The sequence below is a fragment of the Microbispora sp. H13382 genome (assembly GCF_014161445.1).
Classification (GTDB): domain Bacteria; phylum Actinomycetota; class Actinomycetes; order Streptosporangiales; family Streptosporangiaceae; genus Microbispora.
This window is the reverse complement of sequence record NZ_JABBXA010000014.1, coordinates 132,953-151,870: the sequence shown is the minus strand read 5'-3', so window position 1 is coordinate 151,870 and position 18,918 is coordinate 132,953. Positions and strand designations below refer to the sequence as shown.

General features: G+C 68.2%; 11 protein-coding genes. 5 read left to right on the top strand and 6 right to left on the bottom strand.

Annotation, left to right across the window (positions count from 1 at the left end):
* The first annotated feature begins 1 nt into the window (after window position 1).
* The 5 genes from HHX41_RS26045 to HHX41_RS26025 are packed head-to-tail and all read left to right on the top strand — an operon-like array spanning window position 2 to window position 6,561.
* A complete protein-coding gene (locus tag HHX41_RS26045; protein WP_182908089.1) occupies window positions 2-673 on the top strand; it encodes a VWA domain-containing protein in 672 nt (223 codons plus the stop codon).
* 31 nt (window positions 674-704) lie between these two features.
* Entirely contained in the window at window positions 705-1,580 is an 876-nt protein-coding gene (locus HHX41_RS26040; protein WP_182908088.1) for a PP2C family serine/threonine-protein phosphatase, read from the top strand.
* Window positions 1,581-3,149 carry a hypothetical protein gene (locus tag HHX41_RS26035; RefSeq protein WP_182908087.1) on the top strand — a complete coding sequence of 523 codons (1,569 nt, stop codon included), beginning with the start codon at window positions 1,581-1,583 and terminating at the stop codon, window positions 3,147-3,149.
* Window positions 3,146-4,471, top strand: a complete 1,326-nt coding sequence (gene brxD / locus HHX41_RS26030; RefSeq protein WP_182908086.1) for a BREX system ATP-binding protein BrxD — start codon at window positions 3,146-3,148, stop codon at window positions 4,469-4,471. The genes HHX41_RS26035 and brxD overlap by 4 nt, the downstream gene beginning before the upstream one ends.
* On the top strand, window positions 4,468-6,561 hold the full coding sequence (locus HHX41_RS26025; RefSeq protein ID WP_182908085.1) for a DEAD/DEAH box helicase: 2,094 nt from the start codon (window positions 4,468-4,470) through the stop codon (window positions 6,559-6,561). The genes brxD and HHX41_RS26025 overlap by 4 nt, the downstream gene beginning before the upstream one ends.
* A gap of 66 nt (window positions 6,562-6,627) precedes the next feature.
* Here the strand turns inward: HHX41_RS26025 and HHX41_RS26020 are convergent, their stop codons facing one another.
* The 6 genes from HHX41_RS26020 to HHX41_RS25995 all read right to left on the bottom strand — a co-directional run bounded on the left by HHX41_RS26020 (window position 6,628) and on the right by HHX41_RS25995 (window position 18,914).
* Window positions 6,628-7,629 carry an aminoglycoside phosphotransferase family protein gene (locus tag HHX41_RS26020; RefSeq protein ID WP_182908084.1) on the bottom strand — a complete coding sequence of 334 codons (1,002 nt, stop codon included), beginning with the start codon at window positions 7,627-7,629 and terminating at the stop codon, window positions 6,628-6,630.
* Window positions 7,626-10,031, bottom strand: a complete 2,406-nt coding sequence (locus tag HHX41_RS26015) for an aminoglycoside phosphotransferase family protein (RefSeq protein WP_182908083.1) — start codon at window positions 10,029-10,031, stop codon at window positions 7,626-7,628. The genes HHX41_RS26020 and HHX41_RS26015 overlap by 4 nt, the downstream gene beginning before the upstream one ends.
* 411 nt (window positions 10,032-10,442) lie before the next feature.
* Window positions 10,443-10,658 carry a helix-turn-helix domain-containing protein gene (locus HHX41_RS26010; protein ID WP_182908082.1) on the bottom strand — a complete coding sequence of 72 codons (216 nt, stop codon included), beginning with the start codon at window positions 10,656-10,658 and terminating at the stop codon, window positions 10,443-10,445.
* A complete protein-coding gene (locus HHX41_RS26005) occupies window positions 10,655-11,578 on the bottom strand; it encodes an NlpC/P60 family protein (protein WP_182908081.1) in 924 nt (307 codons plus the stop codon). The genes HHX41_RS26010 and HHX41_RS26005 overlap by 4 nt, the downstream gene beginning before the upstream one ends.
* A 659-nt stretch (window positions 11,579-12,237) precedes the next feature.
* Window positions 12,238-12,435, bottom strand: a complete 198-nt coding sequence (locus HHX41_RS39830) for a hypothetical protein (protein WP_220504421.1) — start codon at window positions 12,433-12,435, stop codon at window positions 12,238-12,240.
* 344 nt (window positions 12,436-12,779) lie between these two features.
* Window positions 12,780-18,914: a SpvB/TcaC N-terminal domain-containing protein gene (locus HHX41_RS25995; protein ID WP_182908080.1), complete on the bottom strand. Its 6,135-nt coding sequence runs from the start codon at window positions 18,912-18,914 to the stop codon at window positions 12,780-12,782.
* Window positions 18,915-18,918: the final 4 nt, after the last annotated feature.

Here is an 18,918-nt window from a genome sequence, read left to right as displayed (position 1 = left end):
GATGAGCGAACAGGTACTCCCCTTCTACCTGGTCTGCGACGAGTCGTACTCCATGCAGGGACCGCCCCTCGATGCCATCAACCAGGAGCTTCCCCTGATCTACCAGGAGATCGCCAGCAATCCGGTCGTGGCGGACCGGGCCAGGCTCGGCATCATCGGGTTCAGCAGCACCGCCGAGGTGCTGCTCCCACTCGCCGACCTCAACGACGTGCACTCCATCCCACAGCTGTCCCCGCGCGGCGCGACCAGCTACGGCGCCGCGTTCTCGCTGCTCAAGCGTACGATCGAGCAGGACATCGCGGGGCTGAAGCAGGCCGGGCACGCGCCGTACCGCCCCACGGTGTTCTTCCTCACGGACGGGCTCCCGACGGACGACTGGCACGTGGAGCACAAGGACCTGGTCAGCCACGGCTTCCGGGCTCACCCGACCATCCTGGCCTTCGGCTTCGGCGACGTGGATCCGACGACTCTGCAGCAGGTGGCTACGTTCCGGGCTTTCATCGCCAACGGCGACATGTCACCCGCACAGGCTCTCCGCGAGTTCGCGCGGCAGCTGCTCAACTCCGTGGTCCAGTCGGCCGTCGCCTCATCCTCCAACCCCTCGGGCACGGCCCAGCTCATCATCCCCGACCAGGTGCCGGGCTATACGGTCCTCGCCCCCGACCCGCTCTGATCGCGAACCATAGCCAGAAGAGGAACCGCACATGGAACAGGTCCAGGGGTACGAGTCGCCCTCGACGGCGGAGACCGTGCCCGGATTCCCCCAGCCGCTCGTCATCGGCCGTGAGCCGCGGGTGATCTCACAGCCGGGTCTGCTGCCGGCCGTGCGACGGCCGGACACCGAGATTGACGGCGCCGCGCTGCCCGGGCTGGAGGTGCGTGCCGCGTCCATCCGAGGGGACGCGCACCGCTACTTCGGCACCGTACGTCAGGACGCGATGGGGCTCTGGCACGACGGCGACCGCACGCTGCTGGCCTGCGTGGCGGATGGACTGGGCAGCAAAGAGGGCTCACATGTCGGAGCGGCCACGGCCTGCGAGGTCGCGCAGGCGTATCTTTCCGCGCTGCCGATCGACCCTGACTACGTGAAGGACGCCCGGGACTTCGTCGACGGCGTCGCCGGCGAGATCCGCAACCGGGCGGCGGAACGCGGACTGCCGCCGGACGAGCTGTCGACGACGTTCCTCGCCGCCAGGGTCCAGGAGGTGCCCGAGGCGTCCTTGCATCGCGCCGTGCTGGTCCGGGTCGGCGACTGCATGGCGTGGTATCTGCACAGGGGCGTCTGGACATCGTGCTTCGGCGAGGAGGATGCCGACACGGGGGTCGCGACCTCGGCGACCCACGCGCTGCCCCATGACATTGAGCATGTGGAGGTCGGCTATGCCGACTTGTATCCGGGCGACCTGCTGCTGCTGTGCACCGACGGCCTGGCCAAGCCGATGCGGGGGCCGCAGGTGAGCTCCCAGTTGGCGAGCTGGTGGAGCCGGCCGCCGTCCCTGCCCGAATTCTTCTGGCAGATGAGCTTCCGGGCGAAGACGCACGACGACGACCGGACCGCCGTGTGCATCTGGAGGGTCTGAATGGCCTTCACCCCCCATCCGCTCGACCGGCACCGTGTCACGCTGCCCCTTGAATCCGACCCCCTCGACAAGGGCGGCCAAGGAGTGGTCACCCGTGTGCTCGGACCGGAGAACCTCGTCTACAAGGAGTACATGCCACAGGCCGGCCAGGTGAACGGCGTGGCTCTTGCGGAACTCGTCGAGTTCGGTCACCGCCAGACTGCCGCGGAGGTGCGCGCCCTGCTGAGCCAGTGCGCCTGGCCTGTCGCGAGGGTGGTGAATGGAGGTCAAGTGACCGGCTTCCTCATGCCGCACGTGCCCAAGGACTTCTACGGCACGATCGGCGGCAAGCCCAAGCTGGTCGAGCTGCAGTATCTGCTGTACGAACCGAACTGGGCCTGGCAGGACCTGCACCAGCCGGACATCGACGGCCGCCTCGAGATCGCCACGCTGGCCGCCAAGCTGATCGACCTGCTGCACACTCATGGATGGATCGTCGGGGACCTTTCCTTCCGGAATCTCCTATGGCGCCCGGGCCACCCGTACAAGGTCTTCATGCTCGACTGCGACGGCCTGCGCCGGCACGGAGCGGAACCGGTATTACGGCAGGCGCACACGCCGGACTGGAATGATCCCTACCAGCCCTCCAGCGGGCCGGAGCTGGACACCGACCGGTACAAGCTCGCGCTGCTGATCGGGCGGGTGCTCTCGCGGACCGCGTCCGTGCGGCCCGGTGACGAGCCGGCGCTGCTCCCCGGCCTGCCGGACCATGTGGTCACCGCGGTCAGGGAGCTCTTCATCCGCGCGCAGGGCCCGCGCGGCACCCGTCCAATCGCGGCCGAGTGGGTCCAGGCTCTCGTCGGCCGCAAGCGCATCGCGGTGACCCGCCCCGCTCGGCCACAGCAGTCCGTGCACTCCGGGCCTGACGCCCCTATCCACCTGCCCGGCGCGGGCCGTGTCAGTGTGCCGGTCAGCAGGCCGGCACCGGGAAGCAGCCCGTCCCTGCCGCAGCCACCGTCCCTGCCGTCCACGGAACGGAGCTGGACGCCGGTCTCACCCCTGAGCGGACCGACGACGCCCGCAGGGGACGGAAACAGGCGTCAGCCCGCGCCCCAGCCGCGCGTCTCCCGACTGGGCGAGGCCATCTGCAGCCTCCCCGTGGCGCAGGGACCGGTGCGCTCCCAGCCCGCACCAACCGCCCCTCCCCCAACACCGGTGCCCGAAACACCTGCCCAGCCGATTGCACCTCTTGCAGCAACGACAGCTCTGCCCACCCTCGGTCAGCGGGTGGTCGCCTCGGATACCTATGCCGAACAGCGGCGGCTGGCTCCCCGAGGCGGCGGCGTCGATGACGACGAGGTCGCCCGTCTCATCGACCACCTCGCCGGGGGCACCGGACGCGACTCGGTGGCGAACATCGCGGTGCTGCTCGCAGACACCGCGGACAGGACAGTCCTGCTGATGCGGGCGCTGAAGAACCTGCTCAACGTGGAGCAGACCGATGTGATCATGCTCAAGGACCGCGACCGTACTGTCGAGCTGAACGTGCGATTGCTGGAAGAGCAGTTCCTCGAGGAGGATGAACCGTGACGGCGAAGGTGAGCCGGGCAAGGCGGCGGCAGATCATCGACGCTCTCGGCCGTGGGACTGTGCCACGCAACGGCCTGGATCTGTTCGCGGTCGGCATGGAGCGGTTCGAGAAGGCGCTCGACGACGATCTGACGGCGGTGATTGCCGGAAGCGCGGGATTCAAAGCGGTCCGCGGCGAGTACGGCTCGGGCAAGACGTTCTTCGCCCGCTGGCTGGCCGAGAGGGCCAAGCGGAAGAAGATGGCGACCAGTGAGATCCAGGTCTCGGACCGGACCACGCCCCTGCATCGGCTGGAGACCGTCTACCGGTCGCTGGTCGGTGGGCTGAGCACCGCGAGTTCGCCGCCGAGCGCGTTGCGGGACATCGTCGACACATGGCTTCTCGCTCTCGAGGACGACACCGGGGTCGCGAAGGACGACCGCAGGGCGATGAGCACGGCGGTCGAGGACCTCATCGAGTCACGGCTGGCCGAGACCGCCAAGAACGCACCCGCGTTCGCGACCGCGCTCCGTTTCTACCGCCGCGCCCGGCTGTCGGGAGACCACGCGACCGCCGACGGCCTGCTCGCCTGGGTGGGCGGTGAGCCGAACGTCGCATCCAGCGTCCGCCGCTATGCCGGGCTCAAGGGGGACGTCGACTCGACCGCGGCCCTGCACTTCCTGCAGGGCCTGCTCGTGGTGCTGCGCGACTGCGGTTACCCGGGGCTGCTGGTCGTGCTCGACGAGGTCGAGACCCTGCAGCGGATGCGCAGCGACAACCGCGAACGGAGCCTCAACACGCTTCGGCAGCTGATCGACGAGATCGACAAGGGCCGCTTCCCCGGCCTCTATCTCGTCATCACCGGCACTCCCGCCTTCTACGACGGTCAGCAGGGAGTGCAACGGTCCCCGGCCCTGGCCCAGCGGCTGCACTCCGACTTCAAAACCGACGCGCGTTTCGACACCGCCCGCGCAGTGCAGATCAGGCTCACCGGTTTCGACCGGGACAAGCTGGTCGAGCTGGGCTGCGCCGTACGCGACCTGTACGCCCAGGGAGATCCGGCCGAGCGGCGGATCAGAGACCTCATCGACGACGCGTACGTCAAGGACCTGGCCACCGCGGTTGCCGGACACCTGGGAGCCGGGGTGGCGCCCCGGATCTTCCTCCGCAAACTCGTCGCCGACGTGCTGTACCGGGTCTCGGATCACGAGGATTTCGACCCTCGGCGGGACTACCGGCAGGTGACGGTCACGGAGGGAGAGCTGAACGACGACGAGCTGAACGCGTTCCGCCGCGGCCGCCCGGCGGTCTCCGCGGACGATGTGGAGCTCGACCTGCCGTGACCTCGCCGACCCTAGCGCTGCATCCGACGATCACGTACCACCTCACCAACACCCTCGGCTGGGCCCGGCTGCGGCCGCTGCAGCAGGAGGCGCTGGGGCCCATCGGCGAGGGGCAGGACGCGCTGCTGATCGCGCCGACGGCCGGGGGCAAGACCGAGGCGGCGGCGTTCCCGTTGCTGTCCATGATGGAGGAACAGACCTGGACCGGCCTGTCGGTGCTGTACGTATGCCCACTGAAGGCCCTGCTCAACAACCTGGTGCCACGCCTGCAGGCGTACGCGGGCTGGCTCGGCAGGCGGGTCGAGCTTTGGCACGGGGACGTGTCCGGCTCGCGCCGTCAGGCGATCCTGCGGGATCCGCCCGACATCCTGCTGACCACCCCGGAATCCCTGGAGGCCATCCTCATCAGCACCGGTGTGGACCACCGCCGACTGCTGGCGGATCTGCGGGCGATTGTGGTCGACGAGGTGCACGCCTTCGCCCGCGACGATCGGGGCTGGCACCTGCTCGCCGTTCTGGAGCGCCTCACCCGGCTGGCCGGACGGCCGCTCCAGCGCATCGGCCTGTCGGCGACGGTGGGCAATCCTCATGAACTGCTTTCCTGGCTCCAGGGTTCGGGCGCGGGGAGCCGACCTGCGGAAGTAATCGCCCCTGACACGGGAGCGGATTCCGGAGCGGCCGATGTGGAGCTGGACCACGTCGGCTCCGTCGCCAACGCCGCCCGCGTCATCGCGGCGCTGCATCAGGGCGAGAAGCGACTCGTCTTCTGCGACTCCCGCAGAATGGTGGAAGAGCTCGGTCAGTTGCTGCGCGACCACGGCGTTACGACGTTCCTCTCCCATTCCTCCCTCTCGGCCGAGGAGCGCCGGCGCGCTGAAGAGGCCTTCGCCCAGTCCCGCGACTGCGTCATCGTCTCGACATCCACGCTGGAACTGGGCATCGACGTCGGAGACCTGGATCGGGTCATTCAGATCAACGCTCCGTGGTCGGTCGCGTCGTTCCTCCAGCGCCTGGGACGCACGGGCAGGCGCTCGGGAGTCAAGCGCAACTGCCTCGTCCTGGCCCTGACCCCGGAGGATCTCCTCGCCTCAGCGGGGCTCCTGCTGCTGTGGAGCACGGGTTACGTCGAGCCCCTGCAGCCGCCGCCCGCGCCTCGGCACATCGTCGCGCAGCAGTTCCTCGCACTCACTCTGCAGGAGGGCCGCATAGGCGACGCCCTGTGGCCGGACTGGTGGCACGGACTCGGCCCTTTCCGTGAGCAGCACGCGCGCCCGGTGCTCGACCATCTCATCGCTCAGGGCTTTCTCGAGCGGGACGGCGGCGCTCTGCTCGTCGGCCCTCAGGCCGAGCAGCGCTTCGGACGCCGGAACTTCATGGATCTCACCGCGGTGTTCACGGCCCCGCCGGAGTTCACCGTCCTGCGCGGCAACGCCGAGATCGGCCGGACGGACCCCGGTCTCCTGACGTCCGCCGCCTCGGGGCCGCGCCTCCTGTTGCTGGCCGGCCGCACCTGGGTCGTGGACTGGATCGACTGGAAACGGCGGCGGTGCTTCGTCCAGCCCGTCGAAGGTGGCGGCGGCAAGGCACGCTGGGCGACCTCGATGTCCGGCGGCAGCTCCTTCGCCCTGTCGCGAGCCAAGCGGGACGTCGCCCTGGGCGCCGACCCTCCGGTGAAGCTCACCCGGCGGGCGGTGAGCGGACTCACGCGGATACGGGAAGACAGCCGTAATCTCGTCCATCCCGGCGGCACAGTGATCGTGCGGGACGACGGCGACCTGCGGTGGTGGACCTGGGCCGGATTCCGCGCCAATGCCGTGATCAAAGCCACGCTGGGCGCGCTCGCCGACCCGACCCAGCGCGTGGACGACCTGCACGTCAGGCTGAGGAACGACCTGACCGGTACCGGATGGCGGCAGGACCTCGCCGGTGAGCTCAGCCACCCCAATATCGACGACAGGGCGCTGAACGGGCTCAAGTTCAGCGCATTACTCCCCCGCGAACTCGCCGTCGAGACGCTCGCGACCCGTCTGGCCGACTTCTCGGCAGCGGCTGTCGTGCTTACCGAGCCCGTGTATCTCATGGTCCAGTGATCCCCGGCCGGAACGGTTCGTCGGCTTACTCGCAACAGTTCAGCCAGTACCTGCGCCTCCGCGGCTTCAAGTGATTGCGACGGCACCCTGACTGCGGAGGATCGTCTCGACCTGGCCCGGCGTCAACGACTTGTAATGCTGCCAAAGCCGACCTGCGGCGTTGATCTTGGCGGTCAGCTTCTCGAGCAGGTGTTGCTTGCCAAGCGGGTCAAGGGATCCGGCTGTGATTAGCTGCGTGTATCGGACGGTGTCGACGACAGCCGACTTCACGCGCTCGTGGGCGAGGTAGATGTCGAGGTCGTGTTCCCAACCTCGGATGTACCGGGAGGGCATCGCGTCTGCCCATCGATCGAGTACGGCCTGGCGTTCGTCGTCCTGGTAGGCCATCTTGTGGAAGTGGACGGCGAGTTCGTAGACGGGGTCACCCCACAGGGCGAGTTCCCAGTCGAGGAATACGACATGCCCCATGCTGAGGATCATGTTCTTGCGGTGGACATCGGAATGAATCAGGCCAAACGGGCGAGGGGTGAGCTCGGACCAACGCGTCAAGATCGGGGCGAGCGGGTCATTAGGGATGCCGAGTGCGGAGAACAATGATCGGTATTGCTCCCGGAATCTGGTGTAGACCCGCTGAGTGATGTCGGACAGGATCCTCGCGAATCTGGCAGTGTCAGCATCTTCGGGCCAGGACGGTGGGAGCTGCGGCAAGTCCTGCAGAGGAACGCCGGCGAGCTGGACGAACAACTCGACGACGTCGCGGAGCACATCCGGGGGGACTCGTCGACCGCGTGGGGCGATGTCGTCGACGAGGTCTCCCGCGATGAACTCATGCACCTGGAAGGTGGGGTCTGGTGACGCGTACAGCAGCCGTGGCACGTGACTTACATGTGCGGCGATGGCGGCCAAGACCTCTTGTTCCGGCCAGATCCGCAGATCCATCGAGTCCGCACCCCCGATGGGGATACGCACGATTACGGGTCCGGTCTCGGTGTCGACCTTGACATTGTCGTTGTAGAAGCCGCTTGCGCCGTCGCGGGACTCGAGAGCCGCCTGGTAGATCTCTTTCATACCAGGAGCCCCCGGACGTGGTGCTTCATCCGTGCTTCGAGGATCTCCAAAGAATCCAACGCCTCAATCCTTGTTCGGGCTTCCTCGGCCGCGCGGCTCACCTTGGCGTCGATTCCACCGATGACGTCGAGAAGGTAGGCTGCCGCCATGAGCAGGGTCGGGTAGACCTCGACCACGAGCAGTTCGTTGACAGCCCAGTTCACCGAGGCCACCGCATCGTCGACGCGGTCCAGCCTTGCGTTTAGGGCGGCCCTGATTAGTTCGGCTCTTGCGCGTCCTGACCGGTAACCCGCCTTCTCCAGAGCCTGGCAGGCTTGCTCAAGCGCCCTGTTCGCGTCATTGTGGCGCCCGATGGCCAGGTGCGCTTGTCCGAGTGCGGTATAGGCCTTACCAACCTCATGCAGGGCTCCCAAGTCGAGATTGGCCTCAACCGCGCTTTGTGCCAAATTGACCGCGGCGAAAGGGTCGGTCCAGGCGAGCAGCTCGGCGCGGTTCGTCGCGATTAAGGCCGCACCCACGATCGTGTCGGCCTGACGATAATAGGTTTCCGCTTCACGGAGATATAGATCGGCTTGCCCGAAGTCGTAGCTGAATCGCGCCGCGAGATGCATTAGTCGTGCAATGTCACCCCTAACGGCGTGCAAGTCGGCGGGGCAGGCGGCAGTCAGTTCCTCGGCCAGGCGGGATGCCGTGCCGAACCGGCCCTGGGCCATGTGCAGGTCCGCGCTCCACAGCCCGGCGGGATGGCGTTCCGGGCCCTGTCGGCCTTCCCATACGCTGGTGTAGATGTTGAGCGCTTCGGAGGTCTCACCGGCGATACGGCGACCATGCCCAGCGGCCACGGCCAGGCGAGCGCCCGCCATGGTGGTCAGCGACCATGATCCAGAAGGGGTGAGGCTTTTGATTTTTTCGGCATCGCCAAGCAATACGGCCGATTCTGCGGCAAGACACCGGGCTGTCTGTTCCAGAGCGTCATCGCACTCGTAGTCCGCAAGATAATCGGACAGATCAGCGACCAACCCCGCCATACCCTGTGAGCCTCCGCAGGCTGTGATTCGGTCGGCGTACTCGAGCAGCTGATCGCTGGACAGCGTTCCGGCGCGCAGGCCATGGTAGACCGCCTCGCGCAGCGCGTCTGGGGCGTTATTATCACGGGCGCGCTCGTTCCACAAGCGATGCAGGACCTGATGGGCGTCGCTAGTAATGGCAGGCGACAACCGTACCCGCAAGACGTTGGCCATGAGCTGATGCAGCTGGAATCGCTCGTCAACCGCCGGATACACAAACGAGTACGCCACCAACCGTTCCCAGGCCAGCCGACTTGCAGGGAGGTGAAATGCCTGGGCCAGCTGCTTGAACAGCTCGAAGTCGAACGTTCGCGCGGTGCTGAGCAGGTCCAGGTAGCGGCGCTCGTCTTGGTCGACGTGATCCAGGAAGCGCTGCATGATCTCGTCTTGTGAGACCACGCGTCCCTTGCCTTCACTATCGACCGCCAGATGCAAGTAAAACGGCACGCCTACGCTGGCCTTAGCGATGACCTCCCGCAGTTGAGGGTCGGTGACACCACCATCGGTGAGCAGTTCCATCCGCGCCTGCATCGGCAGCCCTTCCAGCGGAAGGCCGCAGATGACCTCGTCCCAATCCGAGTCGTACTGTCGCCAGGGCAGGGGTTCCCGGCTGGCAATCACCACCAGACCATGGTCGAGCTGTGCAACCAGGTCGCGCAGCCACACGTCCGCCTCGGGTCGGCCAAGTGCCTCATAGGCGTCCACCGTGATCAGGTATGGCCTGTCCTTATGGCTTACGCGAAGGTCCTCGGCGAACAGGTACGTGACTGCATCCACGAGGTTGGCGCCAGGCAGTTGGTCGAGCTGGCTGAGCGTTTCATCGGTGCGTAGGTGGCGCCGTCGCTTACGAGCATCCACGCCACGATCCATCAGCTTCAACAAGCCCAGCGCGGTGGCGAACACCGGAACACCCGCAACACTGTCAAGGATCTCGGTGAGCACCTCGCTGTGCTCGACGAAAGGCAGGCCAGCACGGGTCAGCCCCAGATGCGGATGCAGCCGCTGCCACAAGACCGCGTAAGCGATGTCGAAGCGGTCGAACCGTACGCCCTGCTCACCAAACTGCATACGAAGCACCGCCAGGGCGTCCTCCTGCTGGCGGTGCGCGGGGATCTGGAGATCCAGCGCGGCTACCAGCCAGGTGCCACGTACGTGTCGCTCGAACTCACGTAACAGGCGAGACTTACCGATCCCGCCGACACCGACGACGTTCAAGACACGCGGACCGTGACCGACCTTACCCAGCTCCTCCGCAAAGATCTCCCGCGGGCCTTCCCGGTTGACAAAGCGGCGATGCAATGCAGCGACCCGATGAAACCGGGGTTCGAGGGCCATGCAACCTCTTCCTCTGAACAGACCGAATCTTGCAAGGTTCGGACATCGCGTCGAAACGCGTTACTCCCGCGACCTTACCCGGCATATGGGGCTTGGCTCAGGTCGCCGAGGACCATCAAAGATCGAGGCTACGCCAACGGTCAACTCCCGTCGACGCAAGTGTCGATTAAGTCATCGGTCCGACACGACCGAAATGCGATCGCGCTCATGCGATCCGCTTCAGTCCAGCTAAAGGCCTCCCATGCCCGGCTGCTACTCGCGACACGCGATCCTCCCACTTCGAGTCAGTTATTCCAGTCCAAGTACGATATTGCTTAGTACAGCCCGGCTTCCTGCACGCGTACGTATGCGCCGCATGCCGCAACCGGTTGGCCGACGGGAATGATTGCAGCTTTGAGATGCCCAACCTCCTTAATGGCCCCTGATTTGATCCACCCCGAGGAGCTTAAGCAACTCCGCCGTGGGGACCAGGTAAGCGACGCCGACGCGGATGATGCGGCAGGGGAACTCGCCCCGCTTGGCCAGCTCGTACGCCTTGGTCCGCCCGAGTCCGAGAGCCCGGGCGGCGGTGAGCAGGTCGACCGTCGCAGGCAGTTGCTGCAGCTCGGCCAGGGTGAGGCCCTTCATTTCTTCTCCATCAAGCTTGCCGGCCGGGTGAACCCGACCACGTCAGGACGAGCGGAATAGGACGCGTAGCGCACGACGTCTCCGGTGTGCGGCGCGTGGATCATCTGGCCGGGAGCGACGACGATCCCGACGTGCCCGGGCCCGCCGGCTCCCGGGTGCATGAAGACCAGGTCGCCTGGCTGCTCCTGGCCGCGAGTGACAGCGGGGCCCTGGCGCCACTGGTCGGCGGCGACACGCGGCAGCAGGATTCCCGCGTACTGATAGGCGCGCATCGTCAGCCCAGAGCAGTCGAACGCACCGGGCCCCTCAGCTCCCCACGCGTACGGCTTGCCAAGCTGTATCCGCGCGTAGGCGAGGACACGGCCCGCCACGGCACTCGGCGCCGCAGGGATCGCGCATAGCTCCTCCCCCACGCCAGCCGAGCCGGAAGAGTAGCCACGGGCGAAGTCGAGGACCCGGCGGACGTACCAGTCGGCGTGGTTGTAGCGCCAGATGGCCCGGTACATGTCCGCCGGCGCTCCGCTCGCCTTCAGGTACTTCGCCGCCGACGGGATAGCGTCGGCCGGGTCGTAGACGTCGGTCCGCCCGTCGCCGTTCCCGTCTACGCCGTACGCCGCCCAGGTCGAACCGAGGAACTGCATGGGCCCCATCGCGCCGGCGTGGTTCGCACCATCCCGGATACCGACACCGGTACCGCGCCCGTGGTCGCTTTCGGCCTTGCCGATCCCCGCGAGCACCTGCCAGGGGACGCCATACTTCTGCCCGGCCTGCTGATACAGCCGTAGGTAGTTCGGCGGGATGTCACCGTCCTGCCCCTGGGTGCAGCCAAAGGAGCCGCTCAAGGCGGTGAACGCCAGGATCAGCCCGAGCGGTATCGCGATGAGCAGACCGGCGGCCGCCACGAGCAGCCGCACGGTCATCGAGACCGGCCGGTGTCACAACTCCCGCGCAGCTCGGTCCCGAGCCTGCTGCGTCGCCAGCCGTCCGGCGCCCGGCCTACTCTCCTCATTCCCACTGCCCCCCGCTATCGGATGGGGCTGTCGCAGCACGTCGAGGACCGCGTTCCACGAGTAGCGGTAGTCCTTGCCGGTCCGCAGCGCCGGGATCTGGCCGGCGCTGGCCATGCGGCGGACGGTCGGCAGCCTCAAGATCCAATAGGGACGGCGGGCGGCAGGGAAGCAAGCCAGCGAGGTAGTGGCAGGGAGCGACGCCCGCTGCCCCTCCGGGGTCTCAGTCATCGCCGAGATGCGCATCCCAAGGGCGCACTCGCGGGCACTATAGAACTGCCAGCCGGGCGGCGCCGAAGTCAGGACGGGTCCGGCTGCCACCTGTGAGGCGGGCGTAACCCGCGGGCGGGACTGGCCTATCGGAAAGCGTTGAAGCGGTACTCCGTCATCGACATCCTCCTCGTCCACACGTCCAGTTCGCACCATCCGCCACAGAAGCAAATAACCGCTTCAGAGCGACGGTCTATGCCGCCTCATCAGGACGCCGGTCTGTCTGGCTGCCTCCAGCAACAACTGTCCTGAACCACTACGTCCTGAGGTGGCCTCCGAGAAACACCAGAGGTCACCTCGGATCAAGAGGCCTGCTGCCGTAGCATGCGCTCTCGCAATTCGATCGGATCGAAACCGCAGTCAGCGAACACCTGGCGCGCGCGATCGAGAGGCGCCTCGCTCATGTGGATCGCCTTGCCGACGAGGCCGGGAGCGGAGGAAATGTCGGCCGAGGAGAAACGGGATTCAGGGGGTGCGGCATCAACAGGCTCAAACGCCACCGCACTGTCGCCACCCGCTACGACAAACTCGCCGTCCGCTACGAAGCCACGGTCCTCATCGCCGCGATCAACGAATGGCTCTGACCGACTGTGATACAGGCCCTAGGAGCACGGCGCTGAGGATGCCTGCCAGCCCCTTCGACCGGCCGTGATCGGACGCCTCGGCGCCTCCGGCCGCTGGGCCGGGCCGGCGCGGCCGGCCCGTGCCGGCTTCTTCCCGCGCGCTCTGCCCATGTTGCTGGTTCCTCCACGATTGATCATCGAGACCAGAGTAGGCACAGGCCTGAGCCCGCAGCAGCGGTTTGCGGGTATTCACCAGGCGCGCCCGCGACGGCGGCGCCCCGTCACGGAGGGAGCTGGACCTCCTCGTCCTTTTTGCGAAGCACAGAGTCGGACACGGCCGGCCGGGTGTCCAGCGGCGCGTCATCCACCTGGATTCTCGTCATCAGCCGGCGTCCCTCCACGCTGTCGTAGTCCACGTACGTCTTCGTCCCGATCTTCAGCCGGAACACGGTGTCAGCGGTCCGCTCCTCCAGCGCCGCGCCCGTGGCCGGCGCCTCGACCCACACTCCGCGCCCGCCGAAGAACCGTCCCACGGCCGTCAGGGTGGGCTTCGACGTTCCGATATTGCAGCCGATGAAGGAGATCGTCGTCTGGTCCGTGCTCTTCTGCTGCAACGTGCGCAGGTCCAAGCGGAGGTCGGGTGACCGCGCGGCGGCCGCCAGGCTCTGCGGACTCTGCCAGGCATGCTCCTTGCCAGAGTTCAGCGGGAACCAGACCCGGCTCTCCACCGTGCGTCCCTGCCTGTTGGTGAGTTCGAGACCGTGGGTGATGATCACCACCCGGCCGATCGTGTCGTCGGGCCCCAGTTGCCCGGCCAGCTTGGCGACCGCGCCGGGCAGGTCGTCCACCACGATGATGGCCGCGTCGGAGAGGTGGCGCTCCGCATACGACGTCGACAGCTGGGCGATGGTCTCCGCGACCCGGCGTTCCTTCTTGCTGTCGTTGCGCTGCAGGGCGGAGGGCGAGAGCAGGATGGTGAAGTTCTTCTCCTCCAGCCCGATCAGGTCGGTGAATTTGATCGGGTTCGCGCGCACGTACAGATACGGGTTCGAGGCGTCGGGCGTCACGAGGGCGAGCGGGTCGGCGCTGATCCACCGGCCGAGGCGGGGACAGTAGTAGCGCGCCCCGAAATAGTAGAGGCCGGTCTCCTCGTCGAATTCCTTGCCCGCGTAGCGGTAGGTGTCGCCCGCGCCCAGGCTGGTCTCCCCGTACGGGGCGAACTCCTCCTGGCCGGTCGGCCTGCCGTCCTCGCCGGTGGTCACGTTGGTGCTACCCAGATGGTCGCCGTGGTGGAAGGTGATCGACGCATGGCCGGCGGTCGTGGTGACCACGGCGATCCGCCGGCCGGCGTCGACCACGTGGGCGACCGTCCTGTCGGTGCGCTCTTCGAAGACGCCGTCGAGGTATCTGGTCTCGCGTGCCTCGGCGACTTTTCGCACCCGCAGGCCGGCGCTGTCGTAGGCGTAGCTTGTCTGTCCCGCACCCACCATGCGGTCGGCGTGGTCCCAGTCCAGCCGCAGCGTGCCCATCCGGGTCATGTTGCCGCCGGCATCGTGGTCGAACGCGGTGGCGTCCCGCGTGAGCAACAGGTTCGTGCCCGGCCTGTAGGTGTGGACACTGGTCCAGGGCGGATCCAGGCTCGACTCGGCGACGATGTTGGAGACCCGGTCGTAGTCGTAGTGCCGCCGGTAGGAGGCGCCCTCGGCGGAGGTGAGCCGGTAGAGCGCGTCGTAGCTGTGCTCCCTGGTGTTGTTCACGTGTCCCGGGCCGGTCGGCACGTGGTCGATGATGCCGATGACGTTGCCGATCGGGTCGTAGGCGTACTCCAGGTCCTGGATCGTGCCGCCCAGGGCGTCGCGGGTGGTCAGCCGCAGCAGGCGACAGGTGAGCGGTTCGTAGGCGTAGCCGGTGACGACGCCGTTGCCGTAGCGGATCACGGTGCGCTCGCCGCGGGCGTTGTAGTCGACGCCGGCGACGCACACGCGATCGCCGAGGGTAATCCGTTCGAGCAGGCCGGCCTCGTTGTAGGCGTAGCGGGCCACCGAGCCGTCCGGGTAGGCCAGTTCGGTAAGGTTGCCCATAGCGTCGTAGCCTGTGCCGACCGGGTAGCCGGGGCCGGGTTCGAGCAGGTCTTCCTGGCCGCTGTCTGGCCAGTGCGCCGGCAACAGGGCGGCGGGGAGCATCCGCCGGTTCTTCCTGGCAGGCTCGCCATTGAGGTCATAGCTCTCGACGGTGATCTGGCCGGCGCCATCGTAGCTGCGCACCAGCCTGCCGAGCTGGTTGGCCCGGCGCGCCTGCTCGGCGGTGACGCCATCGAGTCGGTCGTAGAGGTGCCACTCGCGCAGCGTGAACGGGCGGCTGGCGCCGTCCCGCGCCCTGACCTGGACCGGTCGGCCGAGCACGTCGTACGAGGTGATCGTCCGCGCTCCCTTGGAGTCCCCGGACTCGGCCACGGAGCCGGCGGCGTCCAGAACCACGATCCGCGTCCCCGCGTCCAGGTGCCGGGTGCGCACCCGGCGGCCGAGCAGGTCGTAGCCATAGCTCAGCACCTGCCTGCCGTACGGGTCGGTGACCGTCAGGAGCCGGTCCAGCGGGTCGTAGGCGTACCGGGTGGGCTGGCCGTCCTCGATCGACTCGGTCAGGCGTCCCCAGACGTCGGCAATCTCGACCTTGGGTGTGTCCAAGTGATCGCCGATCTTGAGGGCGGCCACCTCCGCGTTCGTCCGCTCGACCAGCCTGCCGTCGGCCTCGTAGCGCCGGGCCCCGGTGTCGTTCTCGTCGTGCCTTTCGGTCCGCCACGGGCCGTCGATGACCACCCGGCGGAACGAGCCGTCCGGATTCACCTGGACGGTTGGCCGCCCCAGCGGGTCGTATCCCAGCACGGTCGGCACGCCGGCACCGGTGACCGGCTCGTAGGCGGACGTCGTGCTGAAGAACGGCTCGTACCGCTCCACGAGCCAGCCCTTGTCGTTGTACACCTGCCGCCCGCTCACCGCCCACCGCGCTGGCCCGCCCGGCGCCGCCGGTTCCGCCGTGACCTTGCGCTGCAACGACCGGCCCATGCCGTCGTAGTACTCCAGGCTCCGCACCAGCCGGTCGCCGCCGTGCTCGGCGCGCTGCCACACCGCGGCCGCGATCGGCGAGCCGTCGCGGTCGAAGGCGTGCAGGTCGTAGGCGTACCGGGTGGTGGGCCGGCCCAGCGTGTCCCCCTCCCACCGGCCGCCGGTGAGCGGCTTGCCCTTGACCGCCGTCGCCGTGAGCAGGCCGAGCGGGTCGAACGCGTACTCCGTCAGGTTCCCGTTCGCGTCGCGCACGAGCCGCGGCGCGAGCGCCTGGAGGTCGATCGACTCCACCGAGACCGCGTGACCGGCGGCATCGGTGACCCGGACGGGGAACAGGTGGTGGTCCTCGTCGTAGTCGATCGTCGTCTCGTTGCCCATCGCGTCCAGCACGCCGACGATCAGGCCGAACCGCCGGTCCCAGCGGTTGCGCACGGTACGCGCCCACCAGCCGTCGGCCTCGCGCGCGTAGCCGAGCCCGGCCAGGTCCGCGAGCGCTTCCGGCGGGCGCGGGTGGCCGCCCGACGCCGGGTCGGGGTAGAGCGCCGCGATCGAGGCGTCGGTCAGCACCAGCGATTCAGTACGGGTCAGATTGCCCCGCTCCACCTCGCCGACCGGCAGTCCGACGTAGTCAACTCCGTCGTAGTGGTGCCTCGTGCGGCCCAGCACCTCGGCGTCCACCGTGCAGAACGCCGTCCAGTCCGGCTCCCGCCCGCCGTCCAGATAGTCCCGCAGGATCGCGCGGTCCGCGGCCGACGGCAGACGGATCAGCGTCTCGGCCGGGCGGTCCTTGACGTGGCCGCCCGGCGAATCGGCGTAGGCGGTGTCGGTGACGACGACCAGCGGGTCCGCGGCGTCGCCCACCCTGATCTGGCGTGTCACGTTGCCGTGATCGTCGTGCTCGAAGATCAGGCGGGTCACCCTGGCGGTGTCGGAGCGCTCGGTCTGGCGGGTCACGCTCTCGCCCTGCACCGGGACGTGCACATCTGGCGCGACCGTCCGCACCTGATAGCGGTGCTCGGTGATCACATAGGGACGGTCGGGGGCGCCGAGCTCGGCCAGCTCTGTCCGCAGCACCGCGCCCCACAGCGCGCGCGCCTCGGCCGGCCGCCCGGAGCCGCGGCCGACGTGGTACCAGGTCCTGGTCATCGTGGGCGGCGAGAAGTGGCGTCCGGCCTCGCGCGGGACCCCGTCCGCTGCCGCTTGCGGGCCGGGTCTCGGGTGCTCCTCGAACGTCTCGCTGTCGGTCTGGTCGACCCGCGCGAACCCGCGGAACTCGCGCTCGCGCCCGTCCCAGTGGCCGTCGCGGTAGCGGTAGGCGATCGTCCGCCTCCCGCCAGACAGCCGGTCCACCGTCTTTACGCGCGCCACGACCTGCACGGGGAACGGCAGCCGCGTCGCCCACGCCCGCCCCGCTGCCAGGTCCGCGCAGAAGTACGCTGTGGACGGCGCGTACTCGATCCTGGTCGTGGCCCCCACATGGCCGTCGACCACGTTCAGCAGGTACGGCTTGGTCCCCTCAGTGAAATCCAGATACCGGTAGCCGCCGCCCTGCCGATCCGCGGTCCAGAGCAACCCGGCGGTGCCGGTCCCCTTCATGTCCGCGGTCCTGATCACGTCGATGTCACGCACGGCCGGCGTCCCGCGGACCACCTGGCGCTCGCTCCACCCGTTGCCGCTCTGGTTGATCCAGTAGCGCACCTCGTCGAAGCCGACGTAGATGAGGTCGGCGTAGCCGTCGCCGTCGATGTCGGCCAGGAACAGGCGCGCGGGGTCGTAGTCGCGCGGCAGTTCGGGAGACCCCCGCATGGTGATGCGCCGGCCCCATCGTCCGTAACCGAGGTTGGGCCAGTACTCGACGCGCCGGTCGTGGATGGTGACGAGGTCCTGGAGGTCTCCGCTCATGGCCGCCAGCCGCACGCGCCGGTCCGGGGCAGAGAGCACGACGTCGGTGAAGTCCGGCAGCGGGCCGCGGGCGACGTGGGTCACCTCCTCGGCCCAGCCGTCGGCGCCCCGGTTGTAGGCGACAACCATGTGGTGGCCGCCGGTGTCCAGGGCGTCCACCCGGCCGTCGCCGTCCATGTCGACGAGCGCCACTGCGGGGTCGGTCAGGTCGATGGCCGGGGCGCGGCGGGGGCGGACCATCGTCGCCCAGCGGGCCTCGAACTCCGTGGGGAAGTAACCGTTGAGCGGGCCCTTGGTGACGAGCAGGTCGGCCGAGCCGGTCCCGTCCATGTCGGCGAACCGGACGCCGTCGTCGGCCAGCGTGATTCCCGCTGGGGCGTCGGTCATCGGGCGCGGCCGGGCGAACCGGCATTCGCCGAGGTTGCGCCAGTAGCGCACGCCCTCGGCGGAGGTGTGCACCACGTCGGGCAGCCCGCCGCCGTGCAGATCGACCAGTTCGTACTCCTCATGGTCGAGAGCCCGGTCCGGCCCGTCCCCGCCGTCCGCGCTGAACGTCTCGAAGCTGGCGTGTCCCGGCCGGAAGGCGGTGTAACCGAACGTCAGCGGCGGCATGGACCGGGTCAGCACCCGGCCCCGCGAGTCCGTCCGGTGACCGGTCATCGTGATCCCGGCCAGCAGTGAGACCAGGTTGAGCGGCATGTCGTCCGTCACATACCGCAGGCGGTAGGAGCGGATCAGAACGTCGTCTGCCTTGATCAGGATCTGCTCGCAGCGCCGCGTCGTCCTGATCTCGAATCCGCTGCGATAGGTGGAGAACGGGTCGGGGCGCTCGCCGTACTCGAACTCGACGGAGTAGCGCGCGTAGCGGATCGCGACCAGGTAGAGCTGGTTGTCCTCGCGCCGGTAGGCGTAGCCGACGTGGTTGCCGTTGGGATCGCGGGTCTCGCTCAGCAGCCACGCGAACACCTCGTCCGGGCGGTCGCCGTTGCGGATCCGGCAGGTGTCGTCGGTGCCGTACAGGCTGGTCAGGCCGTTCCTGGCGGTCACCTCCCAGTGATCGCCGATCTGGAGGATCCGGGCGAACAGCCCGTCGACGCGCGGCCGGTAGCGGCGGCCCCGCGGCTCGTCGCCCACGTGGACCAGGGTCTCCGCACCCGACAGCAGGTACTCGTCGGTACCGCGGTAGCGCGGGATGCCCTTGGCCGTCCGCAGGCTGATCGCCGCGGTGTTCAGGCTCCAGCCCAAGCCGAAGGGGCCGTTCGGCTCGCCCGTGCCGTACGTCAGGGCGAGCCTCGGCTGGAAGCCGCCGCGGCCAGCGGGGAAGGTGATCGGGACGCTGAAGCGTCCCGTGCCCTTCTGCGCGTCGGCTTGGAAGGTCTCGCCGATTCCCCGGACGGCGCCGCCCCCTCGGGGCAGCGGAAGCACCTGCTCGGCCACACCGGATCCGGCCACGCCC

Coding starts and splice junctions, on each gene's coding strand:
- HHX41_RS26045 (WP_182908089.1), top strand. CDS start 2: ATGAGCGAACAGGTACTCCCCTTCTACCTGGTCTGCGACGAGTCGTAC.
- HHX41_RS26040 (WP_182908088.1), top strand. CDS start 705: ATGGAACAGGTCCAGGGGTACGAGTCGCCCTCGACGGCGGAGACCGTG.
- HHX41_RS26035 (WP_182908087.1), top strand. CDS start 1,581: ATGGCCTTCACCCCCCATCCGCTCGACCGGCACCGTGTCACGCTGCCC.
- HHX41_RS26020 (WP_182908084.1), bottom strand. CDS start 7,629: ATGAAAGAGATCTACCAGGCGGCTCTCGAGTCCCGCGACGGCGCAAGC.
- HHX41_RS26015 (WP_182908083.1), bottom strand. CDS start 10,031: ATGGCCCTCGAACCCCGGTTTCATCGGGTCGCTGCATTGCATCGCCGC.
- HHX41_RS26010 (WP_182908082.1), bottom strand. CDS start 10,658: ATGAAGGGCCTCACCCTGGCCGAGCTGCAGCAACTGCCTGCGACGGTC.
- HHX41_RS26005 (WP_182908081.1), bottom strand. CDS start 11,578: ATGACCGTGCGGCTGCTCGTGGCGGCCGCCGGTCTGCTCATCGCGATA.